Below are 16,562 nucleotides of genomic sequence, written 5' to 3'. Positions count from 1 at the left end.
TCTCAAACGAAGACGAGAGCCGGGTGAGGGGAAGCTCACCCAGCGCTGGGCAGCTGCGCCCTCTCGAGAACCGCCGACGGGTCCGCGCTGATCGCGAGTCCCGACGGCTCCTTGCCGGCGCGCACGAGCATGTCGCCGACAGCGGCGATCATCGCCCCGTTGTCGGTGCACAGATCGATCGACGGGACGCGCAGCTGAATCCCGGCGGCATCGCACGCCTCCTGCGCGTGGGTGCGCAGGCGCTTGTTCGCTGCCACTCCCCCGACGATCGTGAGGGTCTGCATGCCCTTGTCGCGGCAGGCGCGCAGTGCCTTGGCGACGAGCACATCCACGACCGCCTGCTCGAACGATGCGGCGATGTCCGCGACGGGAACCGGGTCGCCATCGCGCTCCAGCTTCTCAACTGTCCGCGCCACCGCGGTCTTCAGCCCGGAGAAGGAGAACGCGTAGGGATCATCGCCGGGGCGCAGCATCGCGCGCGGGAAGCGGAAGGCCGACGGGTTCCCGTCCACCGCCGCAGCGGAGATGACCGGCCCGCCCGGGTAGCCCAGGCCGAGCAGACGCGCGACTTTGTCGAATGCTTCACCGGCCGCGTCATCGAGGGTGTCCCCCAGGTGGACGATGTCGTCCTCCACGAGGTCGTGGACCTCGAGCAGCGAGGTGTGCCCACCGGAGACGATGAGGACGATGCCCTTGTCGGGCAGGGGGCCGTGGTCGAGCAGGTCGGCTGCGGCGTGGCCGGCGAGGTGGTGGACGCCGTACAGCGGCTTGTCCAGAGCCCACGCGATCGCCTTTGCGGCCGCGAGGCCCACGTGGACGGCGGTGGCGAGGCCGGGGCCGCTCGTGACAGCGACGTGGGTGATGTCCTCGAGCTCCACGTCCGACGCGGCCAGGGAGTTCTCCAAGGTCGGGACCACCGCGTCCAGATGGGCGCGAGCAGCGATCTCCGGAACCACACCTCCGAACTCGGCGTGCTGCTGGGCACTGGAGGCGATGCCCTGGCCGAGCAGGCGGCCGTTGGAGACGAGACCGAATCCGGTCTCGTCACAGGAGGACTCGACGCCGAGGACGATGGGTGAGGTCATCGCAGAAGGTTCAGCGGGTTCGTCGACTCACCGCTCGGAGTCTTGGCGCCGAAGTGCAGGTGGCAACCGGTGGAGCGGCCGGTGGTGCCGACCTTGCCGACTTCCTGGCCCTGCACAACGCTCTGGCCCTGAACCACGCTCTGGGACTGGAGGTGGAAGTACTGGGTGACGGTGCCGTCGGCGTGGGTCACCTCGACGAGGTTGCCGGAGGCGCGGTGGTAGCCCACCTTGGAGACCGTGCCGTCGGCGGCGGAGCGGGCGACATCGCCGCAGGCCTGCGCATAGTCGACGCCGTCGTGGAACTTGGTGTAGCCGAGGGTCGGGTGAGTGCGGTAGCCGTAGCCGGAGCTGATCGCGGCACCGCCGGAGGGATCGACGTAGGCGGCGCGCTTGCCCTGGGAGACCTTCTCGACCTCGGCAGGAGCGCCGGCGCGCTTGCCGGTGGCGGTCTGACCGCCCGCGGCCTGCGGAGCGCTGGCTGCCGCAACCTCAGCCTCAGTCGGCGCTTCGTCCACGGAGAAATCGGCCGCGCCGGTCTCCAGAACGGCGGTGTCCTCCACAGCTCCGGCACTGACGGCCGGGATCGCCTGCGGAGCGGGAGCAGCCGGGGCAGCAGGAGCGCCGACTGCAGGGGCGGCCTGTGCAGCACCGGGTGCAGCTCCGGCCGGCGCCTGCTCGGACGTGCTGGCGTTCGACGCGGCGATGCCGAACGCGCCGGTGGAGGAGGTCGCCAGGGGAAGGGCGATGGTGGCGACCGCGAAGGTGCTCAGTGCGCTCGCCTTGGCGACGGCGACCGAGGCAGTGCGGGTGCCCCGGTGCAGACCGCGCGGGGCGGGCTGCAGCGGCCGGATCTGTGCCGGGCCATCAGCGCGACGCTTTCCCATGTCGACACCCTTCCTTCCGATCGTCTGCGGGGGTCCAACGCCGGTCCGTGAATCCATCACCCCGGCGCCTTCCGTTCAAGCCGCGTTCAATCGTAGGAAGCTCCCAGACTCCTCAGGCACCCTCCAGGCCCTTCATTGCCAAGTCTTTGCCGAGGCCTGTGCAGGACGGGAAACTCCGAAGATCAGAACACTGTTTTCGTGCCCGTTCCGAAACAATCACTGTTGACCGCATCACAGGAATTTCGGGTCGGATTCGGGGACGACTCCCCATCGAACCGTCGTCGGCTTCCGTCGACCGCCCTCCCGGTCAGCCGTTGACGGCATTCCCGGTCAGCAGGTGACGGCCATGCCGATCAGCCGTTGGCCGCACCGCCGTGCTTCTGCATGACGTCCTTGACCTCACCCACGAGCTCCTCCAGCACATCCTCCAGGAACACGGCGCCCACGCTGCGGGCACCGGCGGAGTCCACACGGGCGAGATGCGCGCCGTTGTACTGCATGGCCCGCAGCGCCTCTTCGATCTCGTCGTCATCCGCAACGGACACCACCGCCCGCACCCGGCCCGGCGAGATCACCCTGCGGTAATCGGCGTCGCTCGCATCCGGCGGCAGGATCACGTCCTTGAGATGGAGGTACCCCACCAGGTCACCCGCGTCGTTGCGCACACCGATACGGCTGAACCCGGTCTCGGCGACGATGTCCTCGAACTCGGCGTGGGTGACGCCGTAGGGGACGGTGACGACCTCTTCCATCGGCACCATGACTTCACGCGCTGTGTGGTCGGAGAAGTTGATCGCTCCGGCCAGAAGGCCCTGGTCGTCCACGAGCAGGCCCTCGCGCCTGGACTCGTCCACGATCGCAGCGATCTCATCAGCGGTGAACTCGCTCTCCACTTCATCACGCGGCTCCACCCCGAAAACGCGCAGCACCATGTTCGCCACCGTGTTCAGCACCCAGATCACCGGAGCGAACAGCAGGGAGAACACGCGCAGCGGCCAGGCGAGCAGCAGCACCGACCCAACCGGCAGGGAGATCGACATGTTCTTCGGGATCATCTCGCCGAACACCACATGCAGGTAGGAGGCGATGAGCAGCGCGATGGCGAACGAGATCGGGTGGACGAGCCCAGCCGCCACTCCGAAGCGCACGAACATCGGCTCCAGCAGGTGGGCGATCGCCGGCTCCGCCACCGCACCGAGGGTGACGGAGCAGATGGTGACGCCGAACTGGGCGGTGGCGAGCATGATCGAGACGTGCTCGATCGCCCACATGGCGGTGCGGGCACCGCGCCGGCCCTCCTGCATCAGCGGTTCGAGCTGGCTGCGCCGGGCGCTCATCACCGCGAACTCGGCAGCCACGAAGAACGCGTTGCCCAGCAGCATCGCCAGGCCCACGATGAGGGAGACTGTCGAGCTCATTCGGCCTCCTCCTCAGCATCGCGGTCGCGGTGTGCGAGCACCCCGGGGTCGAGCACGGTCAGCCGCAGCGAGTCGATGCGGCGGCCGTCCATCGCGAGGACGTCGTACCGAACGCCGCCGACCGTCACGGTGTCGCCCACAGCCGGGATGCGCCCGAGGTGCATCATGACGATGCCGCCCACGGTGTCCACCTCGGTGGACTCCTCGATGAGGATGCCCATTTCGCGGCGGATCTCGTCAGGGCGCATCAGACCGGACACCTGCCAGTGGTCGATGTTCTCCACGAAGCGCTCGGGCTCGTCATCGTCGTGCTCGTCGCTGACCTCGCCGACGATCTCTTCGATCACGTCCTCGAGGGTGACGATGCCGGCGGTGCCGCCGTACTCGTCGATCACGACGGCGAGCTGGGCACCCGCTTCGCGCAGGTCCACCATCAGGGAGTCCAGCGGCACGGTGTCCGGAATGCGCAGCGCTTCGCTCATCAGCTCCCGGACCGTCGTGGTGCGGCGCTGCTCGCGCGGCACGGTGACGGCCTGACGCACCTGGATGATGCCGACCACATCGTCCTCGCTGTCCTCGATGACGGGGAAGCGGGAGTGTCCGGTTTTCCGAGTGAGCGCGAGGACGTCCTCGGCGGTGGCGCTGACGCCGATCGACAGCATCTTCCCGCGGTGGGTCATGACGTCGGCGGCTTCGCGTTCGCGCAGCTGCAGGGTGCGGGACAGCAGCACCGCGGTCGCGCGGTCCAGGGTGCCGGCACGGGCCGAATGCCGCACGAGGGAGTCGAGCTCCGCGGGTGAGCGGCCGCTGCTGAGCTCCTCCTGCGGTTCGATGTTCATCAGCCGCAGGAAGAAGTTCGCGGTCGCGTTGAACATGATGATGACGGGCCGCAGTGCAACGGTGAACGCGTGCTGCAGCGGTGCGACCACGCGGGCCGTCTGGTACGGCACGGCGATGGCGAGGTTCTTCGGGATCAGCTCCCCCACCACCATGGAGAACGCGTAGCTGATCATCATCGCGAGCGCCACGCCGATGGCGGCCCTGAGCCCCTCGGGGACGCCGACGGCGCCGAGACCGGGCGTGATCAGGTCAGTCAACGGCTGCTGCACGGCGAAGCCGAACAGAAGCGTGGTGATGGTGATGCCCACCTGAGCGCCGGAGAGGTTCGTGGAGAGATGAGTGAGTGCGGACAGAACACCCTTCGCGCCGGTGTCGCCGTCGGCCGCGGCCTTCTCCACGGTGTGCTTGTCCAGGGCCACCAGGGAGAACTCGGCCGCCACGAACAGGGCGGTGCCGAGCGTCAGCAGGACACCGGCAAGCAGCAGGAGCCAGGTCATCATCGGCCCTGATCACCGCTCAGGGCCGGTCTGGACGACGGGAGAGGATTCGGGTCGCATATGTCGTTCATCGTGGCATCGAGTATAGGGTCGTCGCCGCCGTCTGCTCTGTGGGATTCGCCGACGGGCTCCGGCCCCACAGGTGGTCGGCATCCGTCGACCTCTCCCCTCACAGCTGGGTGTTCGGGCCGCGGCCTACATTTGTGGGCATGGAATCTACGGACACAGCAGCTCCTCGCGTCATCGTCGTTGAGGACGAAGCGGCCATCGCCCGCGCCATCGCCGACCGTCTCTCCGCGGAGGGCTGGCAGGTGCGCATCGCCCACGACGGACCGACGGGCCTGGCGGCCATCCAGCAGCTGAAGCCCGACCTGGTGGTGCTGGATGTGATGCTGCCCGGATTCGACGGGCTCGAACTGTGCCGCCGCATCGGAGATGACCAGAACCTCGGCGTGCTCATGCTCACCGCCCGCGATGACGAGACCGACATGCTGGTCGGCCTCGGCGTCGGCGCCGACGACTACATGACCAAGCCCTTCTCCATGCGCGAGCTCGTGGCGCGTCTGAAGGCCCTGCTGCGGCGCGTCCAGCGGCTCGGCGCCGCGGAGCAGGAACCGGCGGCGCAGACCACCCTCACCCTCGGCGACCTCGTGGTGGACCGTGCCTCGCGCCGCGTGACCCGCGGCGGGGAGCTCGCCCACCTCACCCCGACCGAGTACGACCTTCTTCTGTGCCTGGCGAACGCGCCCGGAACGGTCCTTTCGCGCGAGCAGCTGCTCGAGGACGTGTGGGACTGGGTGGATGCGACCGGAACCCGCACCGTGGATTCGCATGTGAAGGCGCTGCGCCGCAAGCTCGGCAGCGACCTGGTGCGCACCGTCCACGGCGTCGGCTATGCGCTCGAGGTGCCGCAGGCGGCGGAGGAGCAGTGAGCCGCTCCGAACAGCTGCCCACCCCGCTGCAGGGGTTCCAGTCGTTCAAGATGAAGCTCGGCGTCCTCGTGGGGGTCTCCGTGCTGGTCGCCGCCGCGATCGCGTGGGTGGGGTCGAAGACGGGCCTGAACGCGATCATCATGATCCCGCTGACGGTCCTGGCCGCCCTTGCGGTCACCCAGGTCCTCGCCCGCGGCATGACCTCACCGCTGCGGGAGATGACGGCGGCGGCGCGCGCCATGGCGCAGGGGGACTACGAGCGCCGCGTCACCACTCGCTCCCGCGATGAGGTCGGGCAGCTGGCCGACGCGTTCAACACCATGTCCGCGGATCTGGAGCAGACCGACCGGATGCGCCGCGAGCTGGTCGCGAACGTCTCCCACGAGCTGCGCACCCCCGTCGCCGCACTGCGCGGCCAGCTGGAGAACCTGGCCGACGGGGTGACCCCGGTGACACCGGAGAACCTCGAGGTGACGCTGCAGGCCACGGAGCGCTTGTCCCGCCTCGTGGACCACCTGCTGGATCTCTCCCGGCTGGAGGCCGGGGTGACGGATCTGCAGACAGAGCAGATCGAGCTCACACCGCTGCTGCATGAGGTCACGGACACGGCGAGGCTGGCGGCCCGGGTCCAGGGGCGCGATGTGCACTGGTCGGTGGATGTGCAGCCGGCGGACCTGAGCATCGCCGCTGACCCGGAGCGCATCCGGCAGGTGTTCTCCAATCTCCTGGACAACGCCTCCCGCCACTCCCCCGCCGGCGGCAGCATCTCCGTGATCGCGTTCCTCACCGAGGGCGCCTTCGGGCCGGGGGTCGACGGCGTGTGCATCGAAGTGCGCGATGAGGGTCCCGGCATCGCCGAGGAGCACCGCGCGAGCGTGTTCGGAAGGTTCGAGCGCGGAGAGGCGGCTCTGGACGGCTCCGGCGGCACCGGGCTGGGGCTGGCGATCGCGCGATGGGCGGTGACGCTGCACGGCGGCAGGATCGAGGTCATCGATGACCCGCGGCGGGCTGCGCGGGCGCCCTCCTCCACCATTCGGGTGACGCTGCCGACGGATCCCGCCGCCCTCTGATCCTGCTCATTCGAGCGGCGCCTGGGGCAGGAATCGCCACTGTGTCCGGCTCAGCGGTCAGGACCTGGTAAAAGCCGCTGTCCGCGGTGGGGTGAGTGCCCCGAATTCCGCTAGGCTGGATCCGATCAATCGTCCGGAAGCGAAAGTTGGCGATCCCAGAGTGTCAGAGCAGACACACAGCACGAACGACACTGCTGAGGCCGAGTTCGGCCCGAACCAGTGGCTGGTCGACGAGCTGCACGCACAGTTCCGAGAGGACCCCTCGAGTGTGGATTCGTCCTGGGCGGAGTTCTTCCGCTCCCGGGAGTCCTCCGGCACCGCTGAGAAGGGCGCGGACGAGTCCCCCGCCCCGGCGGCATCGAACCCCGCCGCCAAGGCCGAGTCGAAGCAGGCCGAGTCCACGAAGGCTGCGCCGAAGAAGGCCGCGCCGACGAATGCCGCACCCGCCGCGAAGTCCTCGGCTGCGAAGAAGGTCGATGCCGCGGAGAAGAAGGCCGGGGTCTCAACCACCTCAGACCGCCCCGCGAAGAAGGACGATTCCTCCGCCGCGCCCGCGCAGGCGACCAATGAGCCGACCCCGGTGAAGCTGCGCGGCCCCGCCGCCGCCGTGGTGCGCAACATGGACGAGTCGCTGACCGTCCCCACCGCGACCTCGGTGCGCGATGTCCCGGTGAAGCTGCTGTTCGACAACCGCATCGTCATCAACAACCACCTCAAGCGTCGCCGCGCCGGCAAGGTCTCCTTCACACACCTCATCGGCTTCGCCATGATCGAGGCGATCACCGAGATCACCGACATGAACAACGGCTTCGATGAGCAGGACGGCAAGCCGGTCCTGCTCAAGCGCGAGGACATCAACTTCGGTCTCGCGATCGACATGCCGCGGCCCGACGGGTCCCGCGGTCTCGTGGTCCCCAACGTCAAGGCGGCGCAGAAGTACGACTTCCACGGCTTCTGGCAGGCGTACGAGGACATCGTGCGCCGTGCCCGCGCCAACAAGCTGACCATGGCGGACTTCACCGGCACCACGGTGTCGCTGACCAACCCCGGTGGCATCGGCACCGTCCACTCGATCCCCCGCCTCATGAAGGGCCAGGGCACGATCGTGGGCGTCGGCGCGATGAACTACCCTGCGCAGTTCCAGGGCGCCAGCCAGGAGACCCTCGCGCAGCTTGCGGTCTCCAAGGTCATGACCCTGACCTCCACGTACGACCACCGCATCATTCAGGGCGCCGCCTCGGGCGAGTTCCTCAAGGTGATGGCGGACAAGCTGCTCGGCCTCGACGGCTTCTACGACCGCGTGTTCGAGTCCGTCGGCGTCCCCTACGAGCCCGTGCGGTGGGTGGCGGACAACCCGATGCAGGACTCCCCGCAGGAGAAGTTCGCGCACGTGATGGACCTGATCCACGCGTACCGCACCCGCGGCCATCTGATGGCGGACATCGACCCGCTGCAGTACCGCCAGCGCCGCCATCCGGACCTGGACGTGGAGACGTACGGCCTCACCCTGTGGGACCTCGACCGCACGTTCCCCACGCGCGGTCTCGGCGGCCGGGACAGCATGACCCTGCGCGAGATCCTCGGGGTGCTGCGCGATGCGTACTGCCGCACCATGGGCGTGGAGTACATGCACCTCACCGACCCGGAGGAGCGCAACTGGGTGCAGGAGCAGGTGGAGAACAAGCGCCGCCCCTTCACGAAGGACCAGCTCACCCACATCATGGACCGCCTCAACGCAGCCGAAGCGTTCGAGACGTTCCTGCAGACCAAGTTCGTGGGCCAGAGGCGCTTCTCCCTCGAGGGCGGCGAAGCGATGATCCCGCTGCTGAACTCGATTCTGACCGACGCCGCGCGCGACGGCGTCAAGGAGGTCTGCATCGGCATGCCGCACCGCGGGCGCCTCAACGTGCTGGCGAACATCGCCGGCAAGAGCCACTCGCAGATCTTCCAGGAGTTCGAGGGCACCGCTCAGGGCGTCGGCTCCGGTGATGTGAAGTACCACCTCGGCACCGAGGGCTCCTACACCTCGCTCGACGGCGACACCACGAAGGTGTACCTCGCTGCGAACCCCAGCCACCTCGAAGCGGTCAACCCCGTGCTCGAGGGCGTGGTGCGTGCGAAGCAGGACCGCCTGGAGCTCGGCGGCAGCGAATTCCCGGTGCTGCCGATCCTCATCCACGGTGATGCGGCGTTCGCCGGTCAGGGCGTGGTGCCCGAGACCCTCAACCTCTCGGAGCTGCGCGGCTACCGTACGGGCGGCACGATCCACGTCATCATCAACAACCAGATCGGCTTCACCACGCTGCCCGATTCCTCGCGGTCGTCGTTCTACTCCACTGACATCGCCAAGGGCACGCAGCTGCCGATCTTCCACGTCAACGGCGACGACCCGGAGGCGTGCATCCGCGCCGCCGAGCTGGCGTTCCAGTACCGCCAGAAGTTCCACCGCGACGTGGTCATCGACATGGTCTGCTACCGTCGCCGGGGCCACAACGAGGGCGACGACCCCTCGATGACCCAGCCGCTGATGTACGACCTCATCGAGAAGAAGCCGAGCGTCCGCAAGCTGTTCACCGAGACCCTGCTGGAGCGCGGCGACCTCTCCGAGGACGAGCTGCAGCATGTGGTGGACAACTTCAAGCAGCACCTCGACCAGGCGTTCGCCGGTGCCCGTGAAGCTGGCAAGGACGCGAAGAAGGACGGTGCGGTCAAGGGCCTGGAGAAGCCCATGTCGCAGCAGGGCGACGAACCCGACTACGGCGAGGTCGAAGCAGAGACTGCGGTCGACGCCTCCGTGCTCGAGACCATCGGCACCGCGCACGTCGACTACCCGGACACCTTCGAGATCCACCCGAAGCTGAAGTCCCTGACCGAGAAGCGGCAGGAGATGTCCCGCGAGGGCGACATCGACTGGGGCTTCGGCGAGATCCTGGCGTTCGGCTCCCTGCTCATGGAGGGCACCCGCGTTCGCCTCGCCGGCCAGGACTCCCGCCGCGGCACCTTCACTCAGCGCCACGGTGTGCTGATCGATCGTGAGGACCAGGACACCTACACGCCGCTGCTGCACCTCGGCGAGGGCCAGGCGCGGTTCAACGTGTACGACTCCTCCCTCTCCGAGTTCGCCGCCCTCGGCTTCGAGTACGGCTACAGCGCGGAGAGCCCCGAGTCGCTGGTCCTGTGGGAGGCGCAGTTCGGTGACTTCGTCAACGGCGCGCAGACCATCATCGACGAGTTCATCTCCTCCGCTGAGCAGAAGTGGGGGCAGCGGTCCTCGCTGGTCATGCTGCTGCCGCACGGCTACGAGGGCCAGGGACCGGACCACTCCTCCGGCCGCCCCGAGCGCTTCCTCCAGCTGTGCGCGGAGAACAACATGCGGGTGGCGATGCCGTCCACTCCGGCGAGCTACTTCCATCTGCTGCGCCGCCAGGCGAAGCGGGAGCGCCGCCGCCCGCTGATCGTCTTCACCCCGAAGTCGATGCTGCGCAACAAGCTTGCGACCTCGTCCGTGGAGGACTTCACCTCCGGCTCGTTCCGTCCGGTGATCACCGAGGGAACGAAGGACCCGTCGGCCATCCAGCAGGTGCTGGTGTGCTCCGGCAAGGTCTACTGGGACCTCGTGGCGCAGCGGGAGAAGCGCGGGGCCGATGACGTCGCCATCGTCCGCATCGAAGAGCTGTACCCGCTGCCGACCCAGGAGATCCGCGAGGCGCTGTCCGTGTACGACGGCGCCGACGTCCGCTGGGTGCAGGAGGAGCCGTCGAACCAGGGTGCGTGGCAGTACATCGCCATGAACTTCGCTGAGCATGTGCGCGTTCCGCTGACTGTAGCGGCGCGCCCGGCGTCCGCATCGCCCGCGGCCGGCACCATGAAGCGGCACGTTGCGGAGTTCGAGCGCCTGATGGACAGCGCGTTCGCACGATGACCGGTTAGGGTTGGGAGGTCCGTCGATCTCCCCCATCGATCCCACCTGGAGGCTTGCTCGTGAACTCATTCTCCGAAGACCAGCAGGACCCGGCCCGACGGGTTCGGCTCGTCGCTCTCGGCGATGAGCTGCTCGCCGGTGCCGGCGACGCCAAGGCCCTCGGATGGCTCGGACGCGCAGTCGCCCGCCACAACGACGGCCAGGCACGGGTGGACGTGTTCACCGCCGCCATGCCGCGGGAGACCACGGCGCAGCTGGCGGTGCGCTGGCAGGAGGATCTGGAGCGCCTCATCGAGCGGGACGAGGAGTACCCCACCGATCACCGCGTGGTCCTGTCCCTTGGCAGCGCCGATGTGGACTCTGGGCTGTCGCTGGCGCGGTCGCGCCTCAACCTCGCGACCGTTCTCGACGGGTTGGAGCGCTACAAGTTCCCCACGTTCGTGGTGGGCCCGGCGCCGTCGGCCGATCGAGCGAAGACCGAGAAGGTCTTCGAGCTCTCCGGTGCGTTCAACGATGTGTGCGCGCGCCGACGGATCCCCTACGTGGACCCGGTCGCAGCGCTGATGCACCACGAGCAGTACATGGGTGATGTGGCCCGCTCCGAACGGGACATCCCCACGCAGACCGGCTACGGCCTCATCGCCTGGCTCGTGCTGCATTCGGACTTCTCACAGTTCCTCGAACCGCGCTGACGGCGCTGGACTGTGGCACAATAGCGGGGTTGCCTTCGGGCAGCTTCCCGTGATGACTGCACGAAAGGAGTGCGTGATGAGCAAGCGTGGACGCAAGCGCAAGGCGCGTCGTAAGAGCAGCGCCAACCATGGCCGTCGCCCCAACTGCTGAACCGTTCCGGTTCCAGTGATGAAGGAGCGCCCAGGACGATCAGTCCGGGCGCTCCTTCGTGTCATCGGCGCGGTTCTGGCGGTCAGCCACCGCGACGGTAGGTGATGCGGACTTCGCGGTAGGTGACGCGGATCCTCTCGCGCAGTTCCCGAGGGGCCCGCTCCTCGCGACAGGATGCGCGCAGCAGGGCCTGAATGCGGCGGGCGCGCTCCACTTCGCGGGCGCAGTTGATGCAGTCGCCCAGGTGGGCCTCCAGCTCGGCGATCTCACTGGGGGTCAGGCCCGCGGCGAGCGCCTGGTCCACCCGCGCCCGCAGCCGCGCCGCGGGATCGTCCATGCGCTCCGCAGGACCGTTCATGTGCGCCGCGGGATCGCTCAGACCGTTCGCCGGGTCGTCCGCATTCCGCATGGGCGCGCTCCTCTCTGCTGGCACAGGCCGGGCTGGCATCGGCTGGTCGTCGGGGACAACGCCGCGCGGATCGGATTCATTCCATCGACCAGAGGTGGCTCCGCTCATGCCTGCTCCTCCCCCGGTTCATCGCGCAGGTAGCCACGGCTGCGGGCGTACTGCTCGAGCTGGTCGCGCAGCTGCGCGCGGCCGCGGTGGAGCCGGGACATGACGGTGCCGATCGGCGTCTCCATGATCTCGGCGATCTCCTTGTAGGAGAACCCTTCGACATCCGCCAGATACACCGCCTCGCGGTAGTCCTCCCGCAGATTGTTCAGGGCCTCTTTGATGTCCGAATCGGGCAGCGCCTCCAGGGCTTCGGTCTCCGCGCTGCGCAGACCGGTGCTGGTGTGGGACTCGGCGCGGTGCAGCTGCCAGTCCTCCACGCCGTCACCGGCGGACTCCTGCGGGCGGCGCTGCTGTTTGCGGTAACCGGAGATGAACGCGTTGTGCATGATCCGGAACAGCCAGGCGCGCATGTTCGTCCCCGGCCGGAAGGAGTTCCGGGCCCGGTAGGCCTTCGCGTACGTCTCCTGGACGAGGTCCTCCGCGTCCTGCTGGTGGCGGGCGAGCTTCAGTGCGCCGCCGTAGAGGGAGTCCAGATGGGTGAGGGCTTCGGCTTCGAACTCGTCGTCGCTCAGGGCCTCCGCTGAGCCCGTGGTCGCATGATCCGGCTGGTCAGACATAGTGTTCAGGGGCCGGTTTTCCGACAGTGTTCGGGGTCATGTGCGTTAGGCTATCAGCGACTTCTGTCATAGAGAGAAAACCGTGAGGTAACCATGTCTGTTGTCCGCCGCATCGCTCGCCCGCTGCTCGCAGCCCCCTTCATCGTCGACGGGGCGCGCACCGTGGCGCGTCCCCAGCGCGTCGTCGACGGCCTGCCCGTTGAACTCCCCGAGCTCGACTCCTACGTCACCAGCGCCGGCATTCCGACCGACGCCCAGACCCTCGTGCGCGTGTTCGGCGGCGTTGCAGCCGCTGCGGGTGTGGCCTTCGCCCTGAACCGCGCGCCGCGGTTCTCCGCCGGCGCTCTCCTGCTCTCCTCCACCATTGCGCTCGGCGGTCGCCGCCGCATCTGGGAGCTCGAAGGCAAGGAGCGCCTCGAGGAGCTCGGCCGCATCGCCGGCGATCTCGGTCTGCTCGGCGGCGTCCTGCTCGCCGTCGTCGACACCGACGGCAAGCCGGGCCTCGCGTGGCGCGTGGACCACGCCATCGAGCGCGGCCAGAAGATCGCCGAGAACAAGCGCAAGGACCTGGAGAAGGCGCAGAAGGCGGCTGAGCGCTCGAAGTCCGCGAAGAAGCTCGACAAGAAGCTCGCCAAGAAGATCAAGAAGGCCTGAGGCCCTCTCCTCTCCCCTCACTAAGGACTCCCGATTCACAGTGCAGCACGTTCAGTGGTCCGCCCCTGTCGCTGAAGGGCCCGTGGATGCTCATGTGACCATCCCCGGTTCGAAGTCGCTGACCAACCGCTGGCTGGTGCTCGCCGCCCTCGCCAGCAGCCCGACGCGCCTCACCGGTGCTCTGGCCTCACGCGACTCCCGCCTGATGATCGACGCGCTCACCGAACTCGGCGCCTCGTTCGAAGCCGACGGCGAGACTCTGATCGTCACGCCGATCTCGTTCAACGAGCAGGGCGCGACCACCGAACGCCGCGGCCACGGCCGACGTGCCGCCCGGGACAGCAGTGAGGACCTGTTGACCGACGACCCCCTGGTCATCCACTGCGGCCTCGCCGGCACCGTGATGCGGTTCGTTCCGGCCGTCGCTGCTCTGCATTCCGGCCCGGTGCGCTTCATCGGCGATGACACCGCTGGCGCCCGGCCCATGGCGCCGCTGCTCGACGGTCTCGAACAGCAGGGCGTGCGGATCGACCGGGAGGACCCGTCGGCCTCCCTGCCGTTCACCGTCAACGGCACCGGCAGCCTGCGCGGCGGTGTGGTGGAGATCGACTCCAGCGGCTCCAGCCAGTTCGTCTCCGGGCTGCTGCTCGCCGGTGTCCGCGGCGAGGCGCCGCTGACCGTGCGTCAGGTGGGCGACTCGCTGCCGTCGATCCCCCACATCGATATGACCGTGGCGCTGCTGCAGGCCGCAGGCATCACGGCCGAGCACCGGGTGGTGGACGGCCGCCACGAATGGACCGTGGAGCCGGGCGAATTCGAGATCGGCGACATCACCATCGAACCGGACCTGTCGAACGCGGGACCGTTCATCGCCGCCGCCGTCGCCACGGGCGGCTGCGTCTCGGTCGCGAACTGGCCGGAGCACACCACGCAGCCCGGCCAGGACTTCACCCGCATTCTGCCGATGATGGGCGCCGAGGTGGAGCGCATCGGCAGCGATGTCGAGTTCAGCGGCACCGGACACATCCGCGGCATCGACATCGACCTGTCCTCCGTCGGCGAGCTGACGCCGACGATCGCCGCCCTCGCCGTCCTCGCCGACTCCCCCTCGCACCTGCGGGGCATCAAGCATCTGCGCGGCCACGAAACCGATCGAGTGGCCGCTCTCGCCACCGAACTGCGTCGCCTCGGCGCCGACGTTGTGGAGCACGAAGGCTCCCTGGAGATCACGCCGAAGCCGCTGACCGGCTGCGTGATGGAGACCTATGAGGACCACCGCATGGCGACCGCCGCCGCGATCATCGGTCTGAAGGTGCCGGACGTGCGCGTTGTGAACGTGGCGACCACGCAGAAGACCCTGCCGGACTTCGTGGGCATGTGGCTGTCCATGCTGCACGCGGAAGCGCGGTCCGGAGGCACCTGGTGAGTCGTCGCCCTCGAGGCTCGTACGACGAATCGGATGTGCGCATCCGCCCATCCCGCCGCGGGTCCCGGCCCCGCACGAAGGACCGCCCCGACTTCTCCGACGCCGTCACGGGCCGCGTCGTCGCGGTGGACCGCGGCCGCTGGCGGACCGTCATCGATGCCGGCACGGACGCCGAGCGTTCGGTCACCGCTGTGCGCGCTCGAGCCCTCGGCCGCTCCCCCATCGTTCCCGGTGACGTCGTCGGCATGACCGGCGATACGTCCGGCCGCACCGACACCCTCGCGCGCATCGTGCGCATCGACGAGCGCAGCTCCTTCCTCCGCCGGTCCGCTGACGATGACGACTCCACCGAGCGTCCCCTGGTCGCCAACGCGACCCAGATGGTGATCGTGACGGCGCTGGCTGATCCGGAGCCCCGCGGAGGCATGATCGACCGCTGCCTGGTCGCCGCCTACGTCGCCGGCATCAGGCCCCTGCTGTGCCTGACCAAGTCAGATCTGAAGGACCCGTCGGACTTCCTCACCACCTACGCCCCGCTCGGGGTGGAGTACGTGGTCACCCACCGGGAGGCCGACGGGTCCATCGCCGGCCTGGATGAGCTCCGGCAGCGCCTCGGCGGGGAGACCAGCGTGCTGATCGGGCATTCGGGGGTCGGCAAATCCACCCTCATCAACGCGCTGGTGCCCGGCACGGACCGCGCCACCGGCCACGTCAACGACGTCACCGGCCGCGGCCGCCACACCTCCTCCTCCGCGCTGGCGCTGCAGCTGCCCGGCGGCGGGTGGGTGATCGACACCCCCGGTGTGCGCTCGTTCGGCCTCGGCCACGTCACCCCCGAGGAACTGCTGGGTGCGTTCGCTGACCTCGCGGCCCTGGAGGAGAACTGTCCGCGCGGCTGCACCCATGCCGAGGACGCTCCCGACTGCGCGATGGACGCGCTGGTGGAGCAGGGTGCAGCGGGACCGGCGGGACCGGCGCGGCTGGCGTCGTTCCGGCGGCTGGACGACGCGCTGCGGAAGAACAACCCCTGGGACCTCTGAATCGGTAGGGTGAGCCCATGAGCTCTTCCCTCTCCGACGATCTGCGCCTCGCCCACGTCCTCGCCGACGCGGTCGACCAGAAGACCCTGTCCCGCTTCCAGACCCAGGACCTGACAGTCGAGACGAAGCCCGACCTCACCGAGGTCACCGACGCCGACCGCACCGCGGAGGAGATGATCCGCGCACAGCTGGCCCGGGTCCGCAGCCGCGATCAGGTCATCGGCGAAGAGTTCGGCTCCACCGGGACGGGATCCCGCCAGTGGATCGTGGACCCGATCGACGGCACCTCCAACTTCGTGCGCGGAGTTCCCGTGTGGGCGACCCTCATCGGACTCGTCGAGGACGGCGAAGTGGTGGTCGGTGTCGTGTCCGCGCCGGCCCTGAAGCGCCGCTGGTGGGCTGCGAAGGACGCCGGTGCGTTCACCGGCCCGCGCCTGTCGTCCGCGAAGCGCCTGCAGGTGTCCGGCGTGGGTTCGCTGGACGCCGCATCGCTGTCGTACTCCGACCTGTCGAACTGGGCGGAGCAGGGGCGCCTGCGCGAGTTCCTCAATCTGATGCAGCGGTTCTGGCGGACCCGCGCGTACGGCGACTTCTGGAGCTACATGCTGCTCGCCGAAGGCGCTGTCGATGCTGCTGCAGAGCCGCAGCTGGCGCTGCATGACATGGCGGCGCTGGTGCCGATCGTAACGGAGGCGGGCGGCCGTTTCACCGACCTCGACGGTGCCCCGGGGCCCTTCGGCGACGGTGCCGTGGCGAGCAACGGGCACCTGCACGAGATGATCCTGGAGGCGCTCGCTCAGCAGGCCTGAGCCGGCAG

15 protein-coding genes are annotated in these 16,562 nt (G+C 68.7%); 9 read left to right on the top strand and 6 right to left on the bottom strand.

The window, feature by feature from the left end; translation table 11 throughout:
• Positions 1-35: 35 nt before the first annotated feature.
• The 4 genes from tsaD to R3I40_RS03160 form a co-directional block, all read right to left on the bottom strand.
• Entirely contained in the window at positions 36-1,085 is a 1,050-nt protein-coding gene (gene tsaD, locus R3I40_RS03175) for a tRNA (adenosine(37)-N6)-threonylcarbamoyltransferase complex transferase subunit TsaD (protein ID WP_183373874.1), read from the bottom strand.
• A complete protein-coding gene (locus R3I40_RS03170; protein ID WP_239375068.1) occupies positions 1,082-1,969 on the bottom strand; it encodes a M23 family metallopeptidase in 888 nt (295 codons plus the stop codon). Before R3I40_RS03170 ends, tsaD begins: the two co-directional genes overlap by 4 nt.
• 353 nt (positions 1,970-2,322) lie before the next feature.
• Positions 2,323-3,387 carry a hemolysin family protein gene (locus R3I40_RS03165; RefSeq protein ID WP_239375071.1) on the bottom strand — a complete coding sequence of 355 codons (1,065 nt, stop codon included), beginning with the start codon at positions 3,385-3,387 and terminating at the stop codon, positions 2,323-2,325.
• On the bottom strand, positions 3,384-4,727 hold the full coding sequence (locus R3I40_RS03160) for a hemolysin family protein (protein WP_239375074.1): 1,344 nt from the start codon (positions 4,725-4,727) through the stop codon (positions 3,384-3,386). Before R3I40_RS03160 ends, R3I40_RS03165 begins: the two co-directional genes overlap by 4 nt.
• 206 nt (positions 4,728-4,933) lie before the next feature.
• On the opposite strand from R3I40_RS03160, the gene R3I40_RS03155 reads away from it, so the two are divergent.
• From R3I40_RS03155 to R3I40_RS11560, 5 genes are all read left to right on the top strand, one after another.
• Positions 4,934-5,656: a response regulator transcription factor gene (locus R3I40_RS03155; protein WP_239375077.1), complete on the top strand. Its 723-nt coding sequence runs from the start codon at positions 4,934-4,936 to the stop codon at positions 5,654-5,656.
• Positions 5,653-6,726 (top strand): sensor histidine kinase, encoded by a 1,074-nt coding sequence (locus tag R3I40_RS03150; protein WP_285262048.1) that lies wholly within the window; start codon positions 5,653-5,655, stop codon positions 6,724-6,726. Before R3I40_RS03155 ends, R3I40_RS03150 begins: the two co-directional genes overlap by 4 nt.
• Before the next feature lie 160 nt (positions 6,727-6,886).
• Positions 6,887-10,648: a multifunctional oxoglutarate decarboxylase/oxoglutarate dehydrogenase thiamine pyrophosphate-binding subunit/dihydrolipoyllysine-residue succinyltransferase subunit gene (locus R3I40_RS03145; protein ID WP_239376646.1), complete on the top strand. Its 3,762-nt coding sequence runs from the start codon at positions 6,887-6,889 to the stop codon at positions 10,646-10,648.
• Positions 10,649-10,707: 59 nt separating this feature from the next.
• On the top strand, positions 10,708-11,340 hold the full coding sequence (locus tag R3I40_RS03140; protein ID WP_183373864.1) for a GDSL-type esterase/lipase family protein: 633 nt from the start codon (positions 10,708-10,710) through the stop codon (positions 11,338-11,340).
• Positions 11,341-11,416: 76 nt separating this feature from the next.
• Positions 11,417-11,491 carry a 50S ribosomal protein bL37 gene (locus R3I40_RS11560; protein WP_375544813.1) on the top strand — a complete coding sequence of 25 codons (75 nt, stop codon included), beginning with the start codon at positions 11,417-11,419 and terminating at the stop codon, positions 11,489-11,491.
• Between the two features lie 82 nt (positions 11,492-11,573).
• On the opposite strand, the gene R3I40_RS03135 is transcribed toward R3I40_RS11560, so the two are convergent.
• Positions 11,574-11,900: a hypothetical protein gene (locus R3I40_RS03135; protein ID WP_239376648.1), complete on the bottom strand. Its 327-nt coding sequence runs from the start codon at positions 11,898-11,900 to the stop codon at positions 11,574-11,576.
• A 104-nt stretch (positions 11,901-12,004) separates the two neighbouring features.
• Positions 12,005-12,625, bottom strand: a complete 621-nt coding sequence (locus tag R3I40_RS03130; protein WP_239376650.1) for a sigma-70 family RNA polymerase sigma factor — start codon at positions 12,623-12,625, stop codon at positions 12,005-12,007.
• A gap of 93 nt (positions 12,626-12,718) precedes the next feature.
• Here R3I40_RS03130 and R3I40_RS03125 point away from each other — a divergent pair, with 93 nt between their 5' ends.
• The 4 genes from R3I40_RS03125 to R3I40_RS03110 all read left to right on the top strand — a co-directional run bounded on the left by R3I40_RS03125 (position 12,719) and on the right by R3I40_RS03110 (position 16,554).
• A complete protein-coding gene (locus R3I40_RS03125; RefSeq protein WP_183373858.1) occupies positions 12,719-13,279 on the top strand; it encodes a DoxX family membrane protein in 561 nt (186 codons plus the stop codon).
• 94 nt (positions 13,280-13,373) lie between these two features.
• On the top strand, positions 13,374-14,705 hold the full coding sequence (gene aroA / locus R3I40_RS03120; protein ID WP_239376652.1) for a 3-phosphoshikimate 1-carboxyvinyltransferase: 1,332 nt from the start codon (positions 13,374-13,376) through the stop codon (positions 14,703-14,705).
• A 35-nt stretch (positions 14,706-14,740) separates the two neighbouring features.
• Positions 14,741-15,745, top strand: coding sequence for a ribosome small subunit-dependent GTPase A (gene rsgA, locus R3I40_RS03115; protein WP_375544809.1), 1,005 nt, complete (start codon positions 14,741-14,743; stop codon positions 15,743-15,745).
• Between the two features lie 17 nt (positions 15,746-15,762).
• Positions 15,763-16,554 carry an inositol monophosphatase family protein gene (locus R3I40_RS03110; protein WP_239376654.1) on the top strand — a complete coding sequence of 264 codons (792 nt, stop codon included), beginning with the start codon at positions 15,763-15,765 and terminating at the stop codon, positions 16,552-16,554.
• Positions 16,555-16,562 lie beyond the last annotated feature (8 nt).

Origin of the sequence: Helcobacillus massiliensis, from assembly GCF_033106145.1 — a bacterium.
GTDB lineage: Bacteria > Actinomycetota > Actinomycetes > Actinomycetales > Dermabacteraceae > Helcobacillus > Helcobacillus massiliensis.
This window is presented reverse-complemented; position numbering and strand designations above follow the sequence as displayed.

What these genes read in the sequence shown, in the direction of transcription:
- tsaD (WP_183373874.1), bottom strand. Translation starts at nt 1,085, where the DNA reads ATGACCTCACCCATCGTCCTCGGCGTCGAGTCCTCCTGTGACGAGACC.
- R3I40_RS03170 (WP_239375068.1), bottom strand. Translation starts at nt 1,969, where the DNA reads ATGGGAAAGCGTCGCGCTGATGGCCCGGCACAGATCCGGCCGCTGCAG.
- R3I40_RS03165 (WP_239375071.1), bottom strand. Translation starts at nt 3,387, where the DNA reads ATGAGCTCGACAGTCTCCCTCATCGTGGGCCTGGCGATGCTGCTGGGC.
- R3I40_RS03160 (WP_239375074.1), bottom strand. Translation starts at nt 4,727, where the DNA reads ATGATGACCTGGCTCCTGCTGCTTGCCGGTGTCCTGCTGACGCTCGGC.
- R3I40_RS03155 (WP_239375077.1), top strand. Translation starts at nt 4,934, where the DNA reads ATGGAATCTACGGACACAGCAGCTCCTCGCGTCATCGTCGTTGAGGAC.
- R3I40_RS03135 (WP_239376648.1), bottom strand. Translation starts at nt 11,900, where the DNA reads ATGCGGAATGCGGACGACCCGGCGAACGGTCTGAGCGATCCCGCGGCG.
- R3I40_RS03130 (WP_239376650.1), bottom strand. Translation starts at nt 12,625, where the DNA reads ATGTCTGACCAGCCGGATCATGCGACCACGGGCTCAGCGGAGGCCCTG.
- R3I40_RS03125 (WP_183373858.1), top strand. Translation starts at nt 12,719, where the DNA reads ATGTCTGTTGTCCGCCGCATCGCTCGCCCGCTGCTCGCAGCCCCCTTC.
- R3I40_RS03110 (WP_239376654.1), top strand. Translation starts at nt 15,763, where the DNA reads ATGAGCTCTTCCCTCTCCGACGATCTGCGCCTCGCCCACGTCCTCGCC.